We start from the raw sequence: 14,371 nt of genomic DNA on the forward strand, positions 1-14,371 counted from the left end.
CATGAAAAAACCCGCCGAGGCGGGTTTTTTCATGGGCATGTGTTGAATTACTTCAGGTGCTTGCCGATCAGGCCAGCCATTTCAAACATGGTGACCTGAGCTTTGCCGAAGACGGCCTTGAGTTTGTCGTCGGCATTGATGGCGCGACGGTTCACGCTGTCTTGCAGGTTGTGCTTCTTGATGTAGGTCCACATCTTGCTGACCACTTCAGTGCGTGGCAGTGGTGTGGCGCCAACCACTGCAGCCAAGGCGGCGCTGGGTGTCAGTGCTTTCATGAAAGCAGGATTGGGCGTGCGCTTTTTGGCAGGAGCTGCCTTTTTAGCGGGGGCTTTGGCGGCTGCTTTTGTAGCAGGAGCCGCAGTTTTGGCGGGTGCTGCTTTTTTAGCGGGAGCAGCTTTTTTTGCCGGGGTTTTTTTCGCAGTTGCCATGATGAAGTTCCTTTGATCGGAAGTTGGTTTCTCCGCTGAGAAACAGTTTGTTTTCAGCTGAATGCATGCTACTGGAGAAATAGCCGGTTTCCAAGCTGATATGTCATTTTTTGCTCAGGGTTGTTGCGTATTTGTTCCTTAAGTGAGGCTTTTCGCACCCTTTGCCGCTTTGACTTGCGTATGGACCCTGTAAGTCGCGTGGGCTCCACTCTTGTTTGGGTTCATTTTTTGAAGGGTTTTACCAATGACCGCGCGCACTGCTTTGCAATTTTCGACATGTGATTTTTGCGATACCTACAAATCAAATGAGGCTGAACATTTCAGGGTCTTGCCCCCCGTTTTCAAGGACTATGGCAGGCATCTGAAATTTGCAGGCCAAGTGATGACCGTCAAATGCTACGAAGACAACAGCCTGGTCAAAAAAGCCGTGGAGTCCGCTGGGGCAGGGCGTGTCCTGGTGGTTGATGGCGCAGGTTCTTTGCGCCGTGCACTGTTGGGCGGAAATTTGGCTGCAGCAGCTGAACGTAATGGCTGGGCAGGCATTGTCATCAATGGTTGCGTCCGTGATGCCGCTGAACTTGCAGTAACAGCTTTGGGCATACGCGCTCTGGCACTCCATCCCATGCCAACCCTACGGGCCGATCAGGGGCAGCAGGGTGTCGCTGTTTTCATTCAGGGGGTCTGTGTGCGTCCAGGTGATTGGTTGTATGCCGATGCGGATGGCATGGTGGTGTGTGCTGAAGCACTTCACGTTTCATGACGGGTCTTTGGATTTTCATAATGCGGTAAATTGTGGGGTTGCAGCTCAGTATATTTTCTCAATATGGAAAATGATATTTCGTATTGAGAAATATTCTTTGCAAGTCCTTGATTTTTAAAGAATAAAAAAATGTCTTATATAAGACATAAGAATTGAAAAAGGTCTTCTAGAAGAGTTAAGATTTAGCCAACGACAAAGCAGAATCCGCTGCCCACATCGCCCGATTTCAACTTGACTTCAGGAGCATCCTCATGCCAGCCAGCCTCACTCAACAATTGAGCCGTGAACAGCAAATCGCCGCCCTCGAAAAAGACTGGGCCACCAACCCACGCTGGAAAGGCGTGAAGCGCGGTTACTCCGCAGCCGACGTCGTTCGTTTGCGCGGCAGCATGCCCATTGAGCACACCTTGGCCAAGCGCGGTGCAGAAAAGCTCTGGGAAAAAATCAACGGTGGTGCCAAAAAAGGTTACGTCAATGCCTTCGGTGCCATCAGCGCTGGTCAGGCCATGCAACAAGCCAAAGCTGGCTTGGAAGCGGTGTATCTGTCGGGCTGGCAAGTCGCTGCCGACGGCAACACTTCCGAGACCATGTACCCCGATCAGTCGCTGTACGCGTACGACTCGGTGCCTACCATGGTTCGCCGCATCAACAACACTTTCAAGCGCGCTGACGAAATCCAGTGGGGCCGTGGTATCGAGCCAGGCAGCAAGGACTTCATCGACTATTTCTTGCCGATTGTGGCTGACGCAGAAGCCGGTTTCGGTGGCGTTCTGAATGCCTTCGAATTGATGAAGAACATGATCGCTTCGGGCGCTGCCGGCGTCCACTTTGAAGACCAATTGGCCGCTGTGAAGAAATGCGGTCACATGGGTGGCAAAGTGTTGGTGCCAACACAAGAAGCTTGCGAGAAGTTGATCTCTGCACGTTTCGCTGCCGACGTCATGGGCGTGTCCACCATCGTGTTGGCTCGTACAGATGCCGAAGCCGCCAACTTGATCACATCTGATCACGACGCCAATGACAAACCATTCTTGACAGGCGAGCGCACACAAGAAGGTTTCTACCGCGTCAAAAACGGTCTGGAGCAAGCCATCAGCCGCGGTGTGGCCTACGCTCCCTATGCTGACTTGGTGTGGTGCGAAACTGGCGTGCCAGACATTGGCTTTGCCCGTGAATTCGCGCAAGCCGTGCACGCCGCCTGCCCAGGCAAGTTGCTGTCGTACAACTGCTCGCCATCGTTCAACTGGAAGAAAAACCTCAACGACAGCCAGATCGCTTCCTTCCAGGACGACCTGTCGGCACTGGGCTACAAATACCAGTTCATCACACTGGCCGGTATCCACATCAACTGGTTCAACACCTTCCAGTTTGCCCATGCTTACGCTCGTGGCGAAGGCATGAAGCACTACACCGAAATGGTTCAAGAGCCTGAATTCGCAGCACGCGACAAGGGTTACACCTTCGTGTCGCACCAGCAAGAAGTTGGCGCAGGCTACTTTGACGACGTGACCACCGTGATCCAGGGCGGTTCGTCTTCTGTGAAAGCCTTGACCGGTTCTACTGAAGAAGAGCAGTTCCACTGATCGACTTCCCGGTATGCTGAAGGCGAGGGCGGCGTAAAATCTGCCCTCAGCGTTTAGACACTTCTTTCAAGCGCGGCCTTTGCCGCGCTTTTTACTTGCAAACTCATGGTTCAGATTACTCTTCCCGACGGTTCCTTGCGTGAATTTCCTGGCCCCGTGACGGTGGCCGAAGTGGCCGCTTCAATTGGCGCTGGCCTGGCCAAAGCGGCCTTGGGCGGCAAAGTCAACGGTCAATTGGTGGACACCAGCTTCAGCATGGCGGCCAACTCGCAGCTGGCCATCGTGACGGCCAAAGACCCCGAGGGGCTTGAGTTGATCCGTCACTCGACCGCGCACTTGCTGGCTTATGCCGTCAAGGACTTGTTCCCCGAGGCACAAGTCACGATTGGTCCAGTCATTGAAAACGGGTTTTATTACGATTTTTCGTACAGCCGCCCCTTCACGCCAGAAGATTTGGTCGCCATTGAAAAACGCATGACCGAGTTGGCCAACAAGGACGAAGCTGTGGTTCGTCGCGTCCTGCCGCGCGATGAGGCGGTTACCTATTTCAAGAGCCTGGGGGAACACTACAAAGCGGAGATCATTGCCAGCATACCTGCCGATCAGGACGTCAGTCTTTACCGTGAAGGCGCATTTGAAGATCTGTGCCGCGGCCCGCACGTACCCAGTACCGGCAAGCTCAAACACTTCAAATTGATGAAGGTCGCGGGTGCCTATTGGCGTGGTGACAGCAAGAATGAAATGCTCCAGCGTGTCTATGGCACAGCTTGGGCCAGCAAGGACGACTTGCAGCAGTATCTGGTTCGGCTGGAAGAGGCTGAAAAACGCGATCACCGCAAACTCGGCCGGGAACTGGATCTGTTCCACATTGACGAGCACGCGCCCGGTCTGGTGTTCTGGCACCCCAAGGGCTGGACGGTCTGGCAAATCATCGAGCAGTACATGCGTCAGGTTTACCGCGACAACGGCTACCAGGAAGTCAAGGGTCCGCAGATCATCGACAAAAGCCTTTGGGAAAAGACGGGTCACTGGGATAAATACCGTGACAACATGTTCACCACAGAGTCGGAAAAGCGTGACTATGCCCTCAAGCCGATGAATTGTCCGGGCCACATCCTGATCTTCAAGCAGGGCATCAAGAGCTACCGCGACCTGCCACTGCGTTATGGTGAATTTGGCCAGTGCCACCGTAACGAGCCCTCGGGCGGCTTGCACGGCATCATGCGTGTGCGCGGCTTCACACAGGACGACGGCCACATCTTCTGTACCGAAGATCAGATCCTGCCTGAGTGCGATACCTTCACCAAGGTGCTCAAGAAGGTCTATGCCGACTTCGGTTTCACCGACATTTTGTACAAGGTTTCGACCCGTCCAGCGGCGCGCATTGGCTCGGACGAACTCTGGGACAAGGCAGAAAAAGCCTTGATGGACAGCTTGCGTGCTTCAGGCTGCGATTTTGTGATCTCAGAAGGCGATGGCGCGTTCTATGGTCCCAAAATCGAGTACACGCTGAAAGACGCCATTGGCCGCGAGTGGCAGTGCGGCACGATCCAGGTGGATTTCAACCTTTCCGAGCGCCTGGATGCCGAGTATGTGGCCGAAGACGGCTCGCGTCAGCGCCCCGTTATCCTGCACCGCGCCATCGTGGGCAGCATGGAGCGCTTCATCGGTATTTTGATCGAGCAACATGCCGGCGCTTTGCCAACTTGGCTGGCGCCAACTCAGGTGTGTGTGCTCAACATCACCGATGCTCAGGCTGATTACTGTCGTGAAATTGCTGCAAAATTGCAAAAATCAGTGTCAAATCAAGGCCTTAGGGTCGATTTGGACCTGCGTAACGAGAAAATCACGTATAAAATACGAGAGCATTCGTTGCAAAAGCTGCCTTACATCCTTGTCGCTGGTGACAAAGAAAAGGCAGCAGGTACCGTCGCAGTGCGTGCCCGAGGCAACAAAGACCTCGGTGTGATGTCGATCGATGCGTTCATTGAACTCATTGCAGCCGACATTGCTTCTAAAGCCTGAAGGTGAGTTTCGCCACAAGCTTTGGCCCGTGGGCACAAAGGCGGTTTGGCTGCTGTTTGCAGTTATTACCCTTGAAGGATTGAGTCATCGCTACCGAATTTCGTGATCGTCGCCAACGCGAAGAACGCAAACACCGTTTGAACCGTGAAATCATGGCCCCTGAGGTCCGTGTTTCCGGCCCTGAAAACGAGCCATTGGGCATCTTGTCTTTGGCAGAAGCACTGCGCATGGCAGGTGAATTGGATGTGGATCTGGTTGAAATCGCCGCCACTGCCAATCCGCCGGTTTGTCGTTTGATGGACTACGGCAAGTTCAAGTACCAAGAGCAAAAGCGAGCGGCGGAAGCCAAAGCCAAGCAAACGGTCATTGACATCAAGGAAGTCAAGTTCCGCCCCGGAACCGACGATGGTGACTACAACATCAAGATGCGCAACATCCGCCGCTTTTTGGCAGATGGCGACAAATGCAAGATCACCTTGCGTTTCCGCGGTCGCGAGATCACCCACCAAGAGTTGGGTATGGCCTTGCTGAACCGGATTCGCGACGAATTGGCAGATCTGATCATCGTCGAGCAGTTCCCCAAGCTCGAAGGTCGTCAGATGATCATGATGATCGCGCCAGGTCGCAAAAAGCCCGCCGGCAAGTCTGCAGATGCTGCAGCGCCTGCAGATCAGGCGGGTTGAAGAGTTGGATCTGCCTTCGGGCAGGTCGAATCAAGAGCTGCCTTCGGGAGGCTTTTGTAAAAGTGGCTCGGGGCCATCAAGGCTGCAAAGATTTTGCAGACGCCTCACGAGCACAAATAAAGGAGCATTGAAATGCCCAAGATGAAGACCAAAAGCAGTGCTAAGAAGCGCTTCCGTGTTCGTCCAGGTGGTACCGTTAAACGCGGTCAAGCCTTCAAGCGTCACATTCTGACCAAGAAGACCACCAAGAACAAACGCCACCTCCGCGGTGCAGTGGCTGTGCATGAGACCAATATGGGTCACATGGCACAGATGCTGCCCATGGCTGGCCTGTAATTCACTGACGAACAAGGAGAATAAATATGCCTCGCGTTAAACGTGGTGTAACGGCACGCGCCCGTCACAAGAAAGTTTTGGCCCTTGCAAAAGGTTTCCGCGGTCGCCGCGGCAATGTCTTCCGTATCGCCAAACAGGCGGTGATGAAGGCTGGTCAATACGCCTACCGTGACCGCCGCACCAAAAAGCGTGTGTTCCGTCAGTTGTGGATTGCCCGTATCAACGCCGCTGCGCGTGAATGCGGTCTGACCTACAGCCAATTCGCCAACGGCCTGAAAAAGGCTGCCATCGAAATCGACCGTAAGATGCTGGCGGACATCGCCGTGCACGACAAGGCCGCTTTTGCTGGCATCGTGAACCAAGTCAAAGCCAAATTGGCCGCAGCTTGATTTCATGAGTGACATGGACCTTCGGGTTCATGCCGCGCACTCGATCAAAGGGATTGAGGCTCACAAAAGCTTCAATCCCTTTTTTATTCCTTTTACACAGATCACCGATCTCCCACACCATGAACGAGCTGGACACCCTGGTCGAATCCGCACGCCAGAGTTTTGTGCAGGCACTGACACCTGCTGACCTCGAGAACGCCAAGGCCCAGTTTTTGGGCAAAGCCGGTCGCTTGACCGAGCTGATGAAGGGCATGGCCGCTCTGAGCGTGGAAGACAAAAAAACCCGTGGTGCCGCCATCAACATCGCCAAGCAGGCGATTGAGGCGGCACTGAACGACCGCCGCCAGGCGCTGGCCGATGCCGAGCTGCAAGCGCAACTCAAGGCCGAAGCCTTGGATGTGACACTGCCAGGCCGCAGCGCCAACGTGGGGGGCTTGCACCCTGTCTCGCTCACGCTCGAGCGGGTCGAATACATTTTTGGCTCCATGGGCTTTGAAGTCGCTCAGGGCCCCGAGATCGAAACCGACTGGTTCAACTTCACCGCGCTCAACACGCCCGAAGACCACCCAGCGCGCTCGATGCACGACACCTTCTATGTGGAAGGCGGCCATCTGCTGCGCACCCACACCAGCCCCATGCAAATCCGCCATGCGGTGCAGCACGTCAAACGCTACAAGAACCAACTCGACGCTGGCCAAGGGATGCCCGAGGTCCGCGTCATCGCGCCGGGCCGCACCTACCGTGTGGACAGCGATGCCACCCATTCGCCCATGTTCCACCAGTGCGAAGGCCTGTGGATTGGCGAAAATGTGAGCTTCAAGGACCTTAAGGTTGTGGTCACCGATTTCTGCCGCACCTTCTTTGAAAGCGACGATCTGGTGCTGCGCTTCCGTCCCAGCTTTTTCCCCTTCACCGAACCCAGCGCCGAGATCGACATTCAGTTCCAAGCAGGCCCTCTGGCGGGTCGTTGGCTTGAAGTGGGCGGCTCCGGCCAGGTGCATCCGAACGTGGTGCGCAACATGGGCTTGGACCCCGAGCGTTTCATCGGCTTTGCCTTTGGCATGGGCATGGACCGTTTCACCATGCTGCGCTATGGCGTGAACGACCTGCGCCTGTTCTTTGACGGCGATGTGCGCTTCCTGAGCCAGTTCCAGTAATTCCCTCCCAAGTCCGATACACGAGACACGAGTCATGCAATTTCCCGAATCCTGGTTGCGCGAGTTCTGCAACCCGTCCCTGACCACCCAGCAACTGGCCGACACATTGACCATGGCAGGCCTCGAAGTGGAAGAGCTCGAGTCCGTGGCCCCGCCGTTCACCAAAATCGTGGTTGGCGAAATCAAGGAGGCCGTGCAACACCCCAACGCCGACCGCTTGCGCGTGTGCCAGGTCGATGTGGGGCAGGGCGCTTTGCTCAATATCGTGTGTGGTGCGCCCAATGCCCGTGTGGGCATCCGGGTGCCCTGCGCCATGGTGGGCGCCGAGTTGCCTCCGGGCGAAGACGGCAAGCCTTTCTTGATCAAAGTGGGCAAACTGCGTGGCGTCGAAAGCCAGGGCATGCTTTGCTCGGCCAAGGAACTGAAGATCGCTGACGACCACGGCGGCCTGTTGGAATTGCCTGCAGATGCGCCGTTGGGTCAGGACATTCGCCAGTACCTGAATCTGGACGACACCCTGATGACGCTCAAGCTCACGCCCAACCTGGCGCACTGCTTGAGTGTTTATGGCATTGCCCGCGAAGTGTCGGCTCTGACCGGCGTGCCGCTCAAGGCACCATCGTTCCCGGCTGTGGCCACACAGGTCAGCGACAAGCTGGCGGTGAAGGTGCAGGCCACCGACCTGTGCGGCCGTTTCAGCGGCCGTGTGGTCAAGGGCGTGAACACGAAGGCGCAAACGCCTCAGTGGATGGTAGACCGCCTGGCCCGTTGCGGCCAGCGCAGCGTGAGCCCGCTGGTGGACATCTCCAACTACGTGATGTTCGAGTTCGGTCGCCCGTCGCACATTTTTGACCTCGACAAAATCCATGGTGGCCTGCAGGTGCGCTGGGGTCAGCCTGGCGAGTCGCTCAAGCTGCTCAACGGCAACACCGTGACTGTGGATGACAAGGTCGGCGTGATCGCCGACGACAGCCAGGTCGAATCGCTGGCGGGCATCATGGGGGGCGACGCCACCGCCGTGTCCGACGACACGCAAAACATCTACATCGAAGCCGCTTTCTGGTGGCCCACCTCGATCGCGGGCCGTTCGCGCCGCTTCAACTTCTCGACCGACGCCGGTCACCGTTTTGAGCGCGGTGTGGACCCTCAGCTGACCGTGGAGCACATTGAGCGCATCACCCAGTTGGTGCTCGACATTTGCGGCACGCCCGAGACAAAGGTCGGCCCGATTGACGACCAAATTCTGAACATTCCATCGATCACCCCCGTCACGCTGCGCGTGGCCCGGGCGGTCAAGGTCATTGGGATGCATTTGACCCAGCAGCAGTGCGCCGACGCCCTGCGCGGCTTGGGCTTGCAAGTGACAGAAGGCGAGGGCTCCGTCACCGTGACGCCGCCCAGCTTCCGTTTCGATTTGCAGATCGAAGAAGACCTGATCGAAGAAGTCGCCCGCATGGTGGGCTACAACAACCTGCCCACAACCCCGCCTTTGGCCCCCATCACTGCCAAGGTGCGCCGCGAGACCGAGCGCAGCCCATCTGCTGTGCGCCGCGCGATTGCGGCCCTGGGTTACCAGGAAACCATCAACTACAGCTTTGTCGAAGAAGCTTGGGAAAAGGACCTCGCAGGCAACGCCAACCCGATCCGCTTGCTCAACCCGATCGCCAGCCAGATGAGCGTGATGCGCTCCAGCCTGATCGGCTCGCTGGTGCAAGTGATCAAGTTCAACGCCGACCGCAAGGCCGACCGCGTGCGCGTGTTCGAGCTGGGTCGTGTGTTTTTGCGCAACGCTTCGGTTCAGAGCAGCGACACCACCGTGGAAGGCTTTGACCAACCCATGCATGTGGCAGGCATGGCCTGGGGCCCGGTTGAGCCTTTGGGCTGGCAGGGCAAGGCGCGCAACGTCGATTTTTACGATGTCAAAGCCGATGTGGAAAAGCTGCTTGCCCCGCGCAAAGCAGAATTCGTCGCCGCTGAACACCCCGCCTTGCACCCAGGCCGTTCGGCCCACGTACTGCTGGATGGCGTGGTGATCGGTCATGTGGGCGAGTTGCACCCTCGTTGGCGTCAGGCTTGGGAGCTGAGCAGTGCCCCGGTGGTGTTCGAGCTGTCGCTCGATGCCGTCACGGCCCGCGGGGTGCCGGTGGCGCAGGCCGTGGCCAAGCACCAGTCGGTGGAGCGTGACTTGGCGGTGATTGTCAGTGAGCAGGTCACTCATGCGCAATTGATGGCCGCCATCCATGCTGCGCCCACTCAGGGCGTGCTGCGCGATGCGGTGCTGTTTGATGTTTACCGTCCCAAGGCCGAGTCCAACAGCGGACTGGCCGTGGGTGAGAAAAGCCTGGCGGTTCGCCTGACACTGCACAGCGACGAAGCCACCTTGACCGATGCGCAGATTGATGCCGTCGTTCAGGCCGTGATCGCCAGCTTGGCGCAGCAAACGTCTGCACGGCTGCGTGCCTGAGTTGGATTGACCATGGAAATCAGTTTTGAGTCCCTGGAAACGCCGGCCCTGACCAAGGCGCATTTGGCCGATTTGCTGTTTGAGCAAATCGGTCTGAACAAACGCGAATCCAAGGACATGGTCGATGCGTTTTTTGATCTGGTGGTCGATAACCTGATTTCCGGCGAGGACGTGAAGATTTCAGGCTTTGGCAACTTCCAGATCCGGACTAAGGCAGCTCGTCCTGGACGCAATCCCCGGACTGGAGAATTGATTCCGATTGATGCACGACGTGTCGCGACATTTCATGCCAGCCATAAACTCAAGGCCTTGATTCAGGGCGACACCGAGGGCGGTGACGAGGTCGACAGTCTTTGAGTCGCCCATTTCTGGAGCGTTTCATGTTGTTCAAATTCAAATCCCACGCGGCCAGCGACCTCATCATGCTGGAGGCCGATGCCTGCAGATTGCTCAAAATCATGTTGGGCGACGATCCGGTCAAGGGCATTGTGCAAGCCCAGGCTTTGCCCGGCGTGATAGCGGCATTGGAGTTGGCTGTGGCGCAAGACGAAGCCTTGCGCATGGAGCAGGCCGAAAAAGCCCTGAAGGCTGAAGGCAACTCATCAGAAGAATCGGCCTCGGTGATTGATTCGGTGCGTTTAGCGCAACGGGCGACGCCCATGCTCAAGTTCCTGAAGCTCAGCCTGGCCGAAGAGTCCAATGTGGTCTGGGGTGTTTGAGGGTCAAGTCAGGTCTCTGGCCGAGGACTTTGGAGTTTGCATTCAGCGAGAGAAAGCTGCGCCACTGAGCTTGTAGCCCGCCTTGATTTGCCTTTTTGCAAACCAGCCTGCGTTCATTTCCAGCACAAAGCGTACGGGTTTGGTCGAGCAATGCGAATCGTCGCTTTGGGGTTTCATGTCGGCCAGGTTGACAATGGTGCCGTCGTCTTCGACAAAGGCGGCGGTCAGCGGGATCAGCGTGTTGCGCATCCAGAAACACTGTGTGGCGGGCTGTTCGAACACAAAAAGCATGCCCTCGTGTTGAGGCATGTCTTTGCGTGACATGAGGCCGATTTGGCGTTGCTCGGGCGTTTGCGCCAATTGCACATCCAGCACATGCATGCCGGCACTCAATTTCGTCCGGGGTAGTTGCATTTGCGGTGAGGGTTGGGCCACTGCGTGCAGGGCGGTCAATAAACAAGCAGAAGTGATCAGCTTGGCGCCAAGTCGGCGAAATGTGTGAGTGGCCAAGGTCTTTCTGGGTGTCATGGTGAAATCAGTGTTCGCGCTTGCGGCAGCCCCCAAGGATAACGGCAAGCGGGCCAGGTTTCGCTTGCCAAGGCCATCGAGGCCGATCAAGAGGTCTGATTTTCGCCGGTCGATGCAGGCAGTGCATCCTCTGCGATGTTTTCGGCTCGAATGTTGGCGGCCATCAACCCCTTATCGCCCTTGGTGAGCTCGAAAGTGACCCGGGCACCTTCACTGAGGGTTTTGTAGCCCTCTGCCTGAATGGCCGAAAAATGAGCGAAAGCATCTGGCCCACCGCCATCAGGCTCAATGAATCCGAATCCCTTGGCATCGTTGAACCATTTGACCGTACCGCTGGGCATGCGATGTCTCCGTGAATTATTTGAACCAATTTGAGGCGGGCTTGTTATTTTTGTCAATGTGAGGTTTTCCCCGAGGCCGCTGGATTTCGAGTGTTGTGAAAAAAGTCTTTTATGACCGCCATCGAAAAGGGGTTCAAAGCCTCTATAGAATGAATTCATGGCAACGAAAAAACCTGCAAATCCAGCGCTGCCGCCAGAGACACCCCGCACCTCCGATGGTGGGGATTCGGTTGTACTCGAGCGCCGCGCTCAAAAGATCAAACCGCCCCAGATGTATCAGGTGGCGATGCTCAATGATGACTACACCCCCATGGAATTCGTGGTCATGGTGATACAGGAGTTTTTTGGCAAAGACCGTGAAGCGGCTACGCAAATCATGCTCAAGATTCACTTGGATGGCAAAGGCGTTTGCGGTGTTTATTCCCGCGATGTGGCCGCTACCAAGGTGGACCAAGTGCTGGAGGCCGCCCGACAAGGCGGGCATCCATTGCAATGTGTCAGCGAGCCCATTGAATAGTCACCAAACTCCCCCACATCGTTTCTATATCTCAAGCAAGGCAAAAGGAAATCACATGATTGCCCAGGAATTGGAAGTCAGCTTGCACATGGCCTTCGTCGAGGCCCGTCAGCAGCGTCACGAGTTCATCACGGTCGAGCACCTGCTTTTGGCCTTGCTGGACAACCCCAGCGCGGCTGAAGTCTTGCGGGCGTGCGCCGCCAACCTTGATGATTTACGCAAGGCTTTGACCAACTTCATCAAAGACAACACCCCCCAAGTGGCTGGCACCGAAGAGGTGGACACGCAACCCACACTGGGTTTTCAGCGTGTGATCCAGCGTGCCATCATGCATGTGCAGTCCACAGGCAGTGGCAAGAAAGAAGTGACCGGCGCCAACGTGCTGGTGGCGATTTTTGGCGAGAAGGATTCGCACGCTGTGTATTACCTGCACCAGCAAGGCATCACCCGTCTGGACGTGGTCAACTTCATTGCCCACGGAATCCGCAAGAGTGACCCGCCAGAATCGGCCAAATCGTCCGAGGCACCTGCCAGCAACGAGGGCGAAGAGAGTGCACAGGCCGGTGAACGCAGCGAAAAGGCGTCGCCCCTGGAGCAGTACACCAACAACCTGAACCAGGCTGCCAAAGAAGGAAAAATTGATCCGCTGATTGGCCGCGAGTACGAGGTCGAGCGCACGATCCAGATCCTGTGCCGCCGCCGCAAGAACAACCCGCTCTTGGTGGGTGAAGCAGGCGTGGGCAAGACCGCTATTGCCGAGGGCTTGGCCTGGCGCATCACGCAGGGCACCGTGCCCGAGATCCTGGCCGAAGCCCAGGTCTACTCACTCGACATGGGCTCGCTTCTGGCCGGCACCAAGTACCGGGGTGATTTCGAGCAGCGCCTCAAAGGCGTGCTCAAGGCCCTGAAAGACAAGCCCAATGGCATTCTGTTCATCGACGAAATCCACACCCTGATCGGTGCAGGTGCGGCCTCAGGCGGTACGCTGGACGCGTCCAACCTGCTCAAGCCTGCACTCTCCAGTGGTCAGCTCAAGTGCATCGGCGCCACCACTTTCACCGAGTACCGCGGCATCTTTGAAAAAGACGCTGCACTGTCCCGACGCTTCCAGAAAGTGGACGTGGTCGAACCGACAGTGTCCGAGACGGTGGAAATCCTCAAGGGCCTCAAGAGCCGCTTTGAGGAGCACCACAGCGTCAAATATGCCAATGCTGCGCTGCAGGCGGCCGCCGAGCTGTCGGCCAAGTTCATCAACGACCGTCAGCTGCCCGACAAGGCGATTGACGTGATCGACGAAGCCGGGGCAGCCCAGCGCATTTTGGTGGCCTCCAAGCGCAAGAAGACCATTGGCAAGGCCGAGATCGAAGACATTGTGGCCAAGATCGCCCGCATCCCGCCTGCCAACGTGTCCAACGACGACCGCAGCAAGCTGCAGACCATCGAGCGGGACCTCAAATCCGTGGTGTTTGGCCAGGACAAGGCCCTCGAAGTGCTGTCGTCTGCCGTCAAGATGGCGCGCTCGGGTCTGGGCAAGGCCGACAAACCGATTGGTTCCTTCTTGTTCTCCGGCCCCACGGGCGTGGGCAAGACCGAAGCGGCCAAGCAACTGGCCTACATCATGGGCATTGAGCTGATCCGTTTTGACATGTCCGAGTACATGGAGCAGCACGCTGTGAGCCGCCTGATCGGCGCGCCTCCGGGTTATGTGGGCTTTGACCAAGGCGGTTTGCTGACCGAGGCCGTCACCAAGAAGCCTCACTGCGTGCTGCTGCTCGACGAAATCGAAAAAGCACACCCCGCGATCTTCAACGTGCTGCTGCAGGTCATGGACCACGGCACGCTGACCGACAACAACGGGCGCAAGGCCGATTTCCGCAATGTGATCATCGTCATGACGACCAACGCGGGCGCCGAGACCATGAACAAGGCCACGATTGGCTTCACCAACCCGCGTCAGGCCGGGGACGAAATGGGCGACATCAAGCGCCTGTTCACGCCCGAGTTCCGCAACCGCTTGGACGCGATCGTCAGCTTCAAGCCGCTCGATGAGCAGATCATCCTGCGCGTGGTCGACAAGTTCCTGCTGCAGCTGGAGCAGCAGCTGGGTGAGAAGAAAGTGGACGTCACCTTCACCGACAAGCTGCGCAAGCACCTGGCCAAGAAGGGCTTTGACCCGCTCATGGGTGCGCGCCCGATGCAGCGCCTGATCCAGGACACCATCCGCAAGGCGCTGGCCGACGAATTGTTGTTCGGTCGCCTGACCGAAGGTGGCCGCCTGACGGTGGACATCGACGACAAAGACGAGGTGTTGCTGGACATCACGCCCAACCCGAAAAAGGAAGGTCGTGCATCGCGTTCAGAGCCCACAGAGCCCGAAGAAGCTACGGCGGGTTGATAACGTCAAGCCGGAAACGGCCAAAAAAAAAGAGGCCCGACTGGGC

At 57.0% G+C, this 14,371-nt stretch carries 15 protein-coding genes; 12 read left to right on the forward strand and 3 right to left on the reverse strand.

Annotated elements, in window-relative coordinates:
• Positions 1 to 47 precede the first annotated feature (47 nt).
• Positions 48 to 428 (reverse strand): SWIB/MDM2 domain-containing protein, encoded by a 381-nt coding sequence (locus tag B9Z51_RS06150; protein WP_108372907.1) that lies wholly within the window; start codon positions 426 to 428, stop codon positions 48 to 50.
• A gap of 244 nt (positions 429 to 672) precedes the next feature.
• On the opposite strand from B9Z51_RS06150, the gene rraA reads away from it, so the two are divergent.
• The 10 genes from rraA to B9Z51_RS06200 all read left to right on the forward strand — a co-directional run bounded on the left by rraA (position 673) and on the right by B9Z51_RS06200 (position 10,544).
• Positions 673 to 1,188, forward strand: a complete 516-nt coding sequence (rraA, locus tag B9Z51_RS06155; protein ID WP_108372908.1) for a ribonuclease E activity regulator RraA — start codon at positions 673 to 675, stop codon at positions 1,186 to 1,188.
• 251 nt (positions 1,189 to 1,439) lie between these two features.
• Entirely contained in the window at positions 1,440 to 2,771 is a 1,332-nt protein-coding gene (gene aceA, locus B9Z51_RS06160) for an isocitrate lyase (protein ID WP_108372910.1), read from the forward strand.
• A gap of 105 nt (positions 2,772 to 2,876) precedes the next feature.
• Complete coding sequence (gene thrS, locus B9Z51_RS06165) at positions 2,877 to 4,796, forward strand: threonine--tRNA ligase (protein WP_108372912.1); 1,920 nt, start codon at positions 2,877 to 2,879, stop codon at positions 4,794 to 4,796.
• 86 nt (positions 4,797 to 4,882) lie between these two features.
• Positions 4,883 to 5,479 carry a translation initiation factor IF-3 gene (gene infC / locus B9Z51_RS06170; RefSeq protein ID WP_108372914.1) on the forward strand — a complete coding sequence of 199 codons (597 nt, stop codon included), beginning with the start codon at positions 4,883 to 4,885 and terminating at the stop codon, positions 5,477 to 5,479.
• Positions 5,480 to 5,611: 132 nt separating this feature from the next.
• On the forward strand, positions 5,612 to 5,815 hold the full coding sequence (rpmI, locus tag B9Z51_RS06175) for a 50S ribosomal protein L35 (protein WP_108322580.1): 204 nt from the start codon (positions 5,612 to 5,614) through the stop codon (positions 5,813 to 5,815).
• A 26-nt stretch (positions 5,816 to 5,841) separates the two neighbouring features.
• Positions 5,842 to 6,204: a 50S ribosomal protein L20 gene (gene rplT, locus B9Z51_RS06180; protein ID WP_026036460.1), complete on the forward strand. Its 363-nt coding sequence runs from the start codon at positions 5,842 to 5,844 to the stop codon at positions 6,202 to 6,204.
• Between the two features lie 119 nt (positions 6,205 to 6,323).
• Positions 6,324 to 7,361 carry a phenylalanine--tRNA ligase subunit alpha gene (gene pheS, locus B9Z51_RS06185; RefSeq protein ID WP_108372915.1) on the forward strand — a complete coding sequence of 346 codons (1,038 nt, stop codon included), beginning with the start codon at positions 6,324 to 6,326 and terminating at the stop codon, positions 7,359 to 7,361.
• Between the two features lie 34 nt (positions 7,362 to 7,395).
• A complete protein-coding gene (gene pheT / locus B9Z51_RS06190) occupies positions 7,396 to 9,825 on the forward strand; it encodes a phenylalanine--tRNA ligase subunit beta (RefSeq protein WP_108372917.1) in 2,430 nt (809 codons plus the stop codon).
• A 12-nt stretch (positions 9,826 to 9,837) separates the two neighbouring features.
• The gene (locus tag B9Z51_RS06195) at positions 9,838 to 10,182 is read left to right on the forward strand and encodes an integration host factor subunit alpha (RefSeq protein WP_108372918.1); all 345 of its coding nucleotides are present in this window, start codon (positions 9,838 to 9,840) and stop codon (positions 10,180 to 10,182) included.
• A gap of 23 nt (positions 10,183 to 10,205) precedes the next feature.
• Complete coding sequence (locus tag B9Z51_RS06200; RefSeq protein WP_108372920.1) at positions 10,206 to 10,544, forward strand: DUF1840 domain-containing protein; 339 nt, start codon at positions 10,206 to 10,208, stop codon at positions 10,542 to 10,544.
• Positions 10,545 to 10,586: 42 nt separating this feature from the next.
• Here the strand turns inward: B9Z51_RS06200 and B9Z51_RS06205 are convergent, their stop codons facing one another.
• Together B9Z51_RS06205 and B9Z51_RS19005 are read right to left on the reverse strand one after the other, a co-directional pair.
• Positions 10,587 to 11,072, reverse strand: a complete 486-nt coding sequence (locus B9Z51_RS06205) for a DUF192 domain-containing protein (RefSeq protein ID WP_108374788.1) — start codon at positions 11,070 to 11,072, stop codon at positions 10,587 to 10,589.
• A gap of 86 nt (positions 11,073 to 11,158) precedes the next feature.
• Positions 11,159 to 11,572: a cold-shock protein gene (locus B9Z51_RS19005; RefSeq protein WP_304481762.1), complete on the reverse strand. Its 414-nt coding sequence runs from the start codon at positions 11,570 to 11,572 to the stop codon at positions 11,159 to 11,161.
• On the opposite strand from B9Z51_RS19005, the gene clpS reads away from it, so the two are divergent.
• Both clpS and clpA read left to right on the forward strand, forming a co-directional pair.
• On the forward strand, positions 11,571 to 11,930 hold the full coding sequence (gene clpS / locus B9Z51_RS06215; RefSeq protein ID WP_108372924.1) for an ATP-dependent Clp protease adapter ClpS: 360 nt from the start codon (positions 11,571 to 11,573) through the stop codon (positions 11,928 to 11,930). The two genes, B9Z51_RS19005 and clpS, sit on opposite strands and share 2 nt — an antisense overlap.
• A gap of 55 nt (positions 11,931 to 11,985) precedes the next feature.
• A complete protein-coding gene (clpA, locus tag B9Z51_RS06220) occupies positions 11,986 to 14,325 on the forward strand; it encodes an ATP-dependent Clp protease ATP-binding subunit ClpA (RefSeq protein ID WP_108372925.1) in 2,340 nt (779 codons plus the stop codon).
• Positions 14,326 to 14,371 lie beyond the last annotated feature (46 nt).

Source organism: Limnohabitans sp. T6-5 (assembly GCF_003063315.1).
Classification (GTDB): Bacteria; Pseudomonadota; Gammaproteobacteria; order Burkholderiales; family Burkholderiaceae_C; genus Limnohabitans_A.

Coding starts and splice junctions, on each gene's coding strand:
- B9Z51_RS06150 (WP_108372907.1), bottom strand. CDS start 428: ATGGCAACTGCGAAAAAAACCCCGGCAAAAAAAGCTGCTCCCGCTAAA.
- rraA (WP_108372908.1), top strand. CDS start 673: ATGACCGCGCGCACTGCTTTGCAATTTTCGACATGTGATTTTTGCGAT.
- aceA (WP_108372910.1), top strand. CDS start 1,440: ATGCCAGCCAGCCTCACTCAACAATTGAGCCGTGAACAGCAAATCGCC.
- thrS (WP_108372912.1), top strand. CDS start 2,877: ATGGTTCAGATTACTCTTCCCGACGGTTCCTTGCGTGAATTTCCTGGC.
- rpmI (WP_108322580.1), top strand. CDS start 5,612: ATGCCCAAGATGAAGACCAAAAGCAGTGCTAAGAAGCGCTTCCGTGTT.
- rplT (WP_026036460.1), top strand. CDS start 5,842: ATGCCTCGCGTTAAACGTGGTGTAACGGCACGCGCCCGTCACAAGAAA.
- pheS (WP_108372915.1), top strand. CDS start 6,324: ATGAACGAGCTGGACACCCTGGTCGAATCCGCACGCCAGAGTTTTGTG.
- pheT (WP_108372917.1), top strand. CDS start 7,396: ATGCAATTTCCCGAATCCTGGTTGCGCGAGTTCTGCAACCCGTCCCTG.
- B9Z51_RS06195 (WP_108372918.1), top strand. CDS start 9,838: ATGGAAATCAGTTTTGAGTCCCTGGAAACGCCGGCCCTGACCAAGGCG.
- B9Z51_RS06200 (WP_108372920.1), top strand. CDS start 10,206: ATGTTGTTCAAATTCAAATCCCACGCGGCCAGCGACCTCATCATGCTG.
- B9Z51_RS06205 (WP_108374788.1), bottom strand. CDS start 11,072: ATGACACCCAGAAAGACCTTGGCCACTCACACATTTCGCCGACTTGGC.
- clpS (WP_108372924.1), top strand. CDS start 11,571: ATGGCAACGAAAAAACCTGCAAATCCAGCGCTGCCGCCAGAGACACCC.
- B9Z51_RS19005 (WP_304481762.1), bottom strand. CDS start 11,572: ATGAATTCATTCTATAGAGGCTTTGAACCCCTTTTCGATGGCGGTCAT.
- clpA (WP_108372925.1), top strand. CDS start 11,986: ATGATTGCCCAGGAATTGGAAGTCAGCTTGCACATGGCCTTCGTCGAG.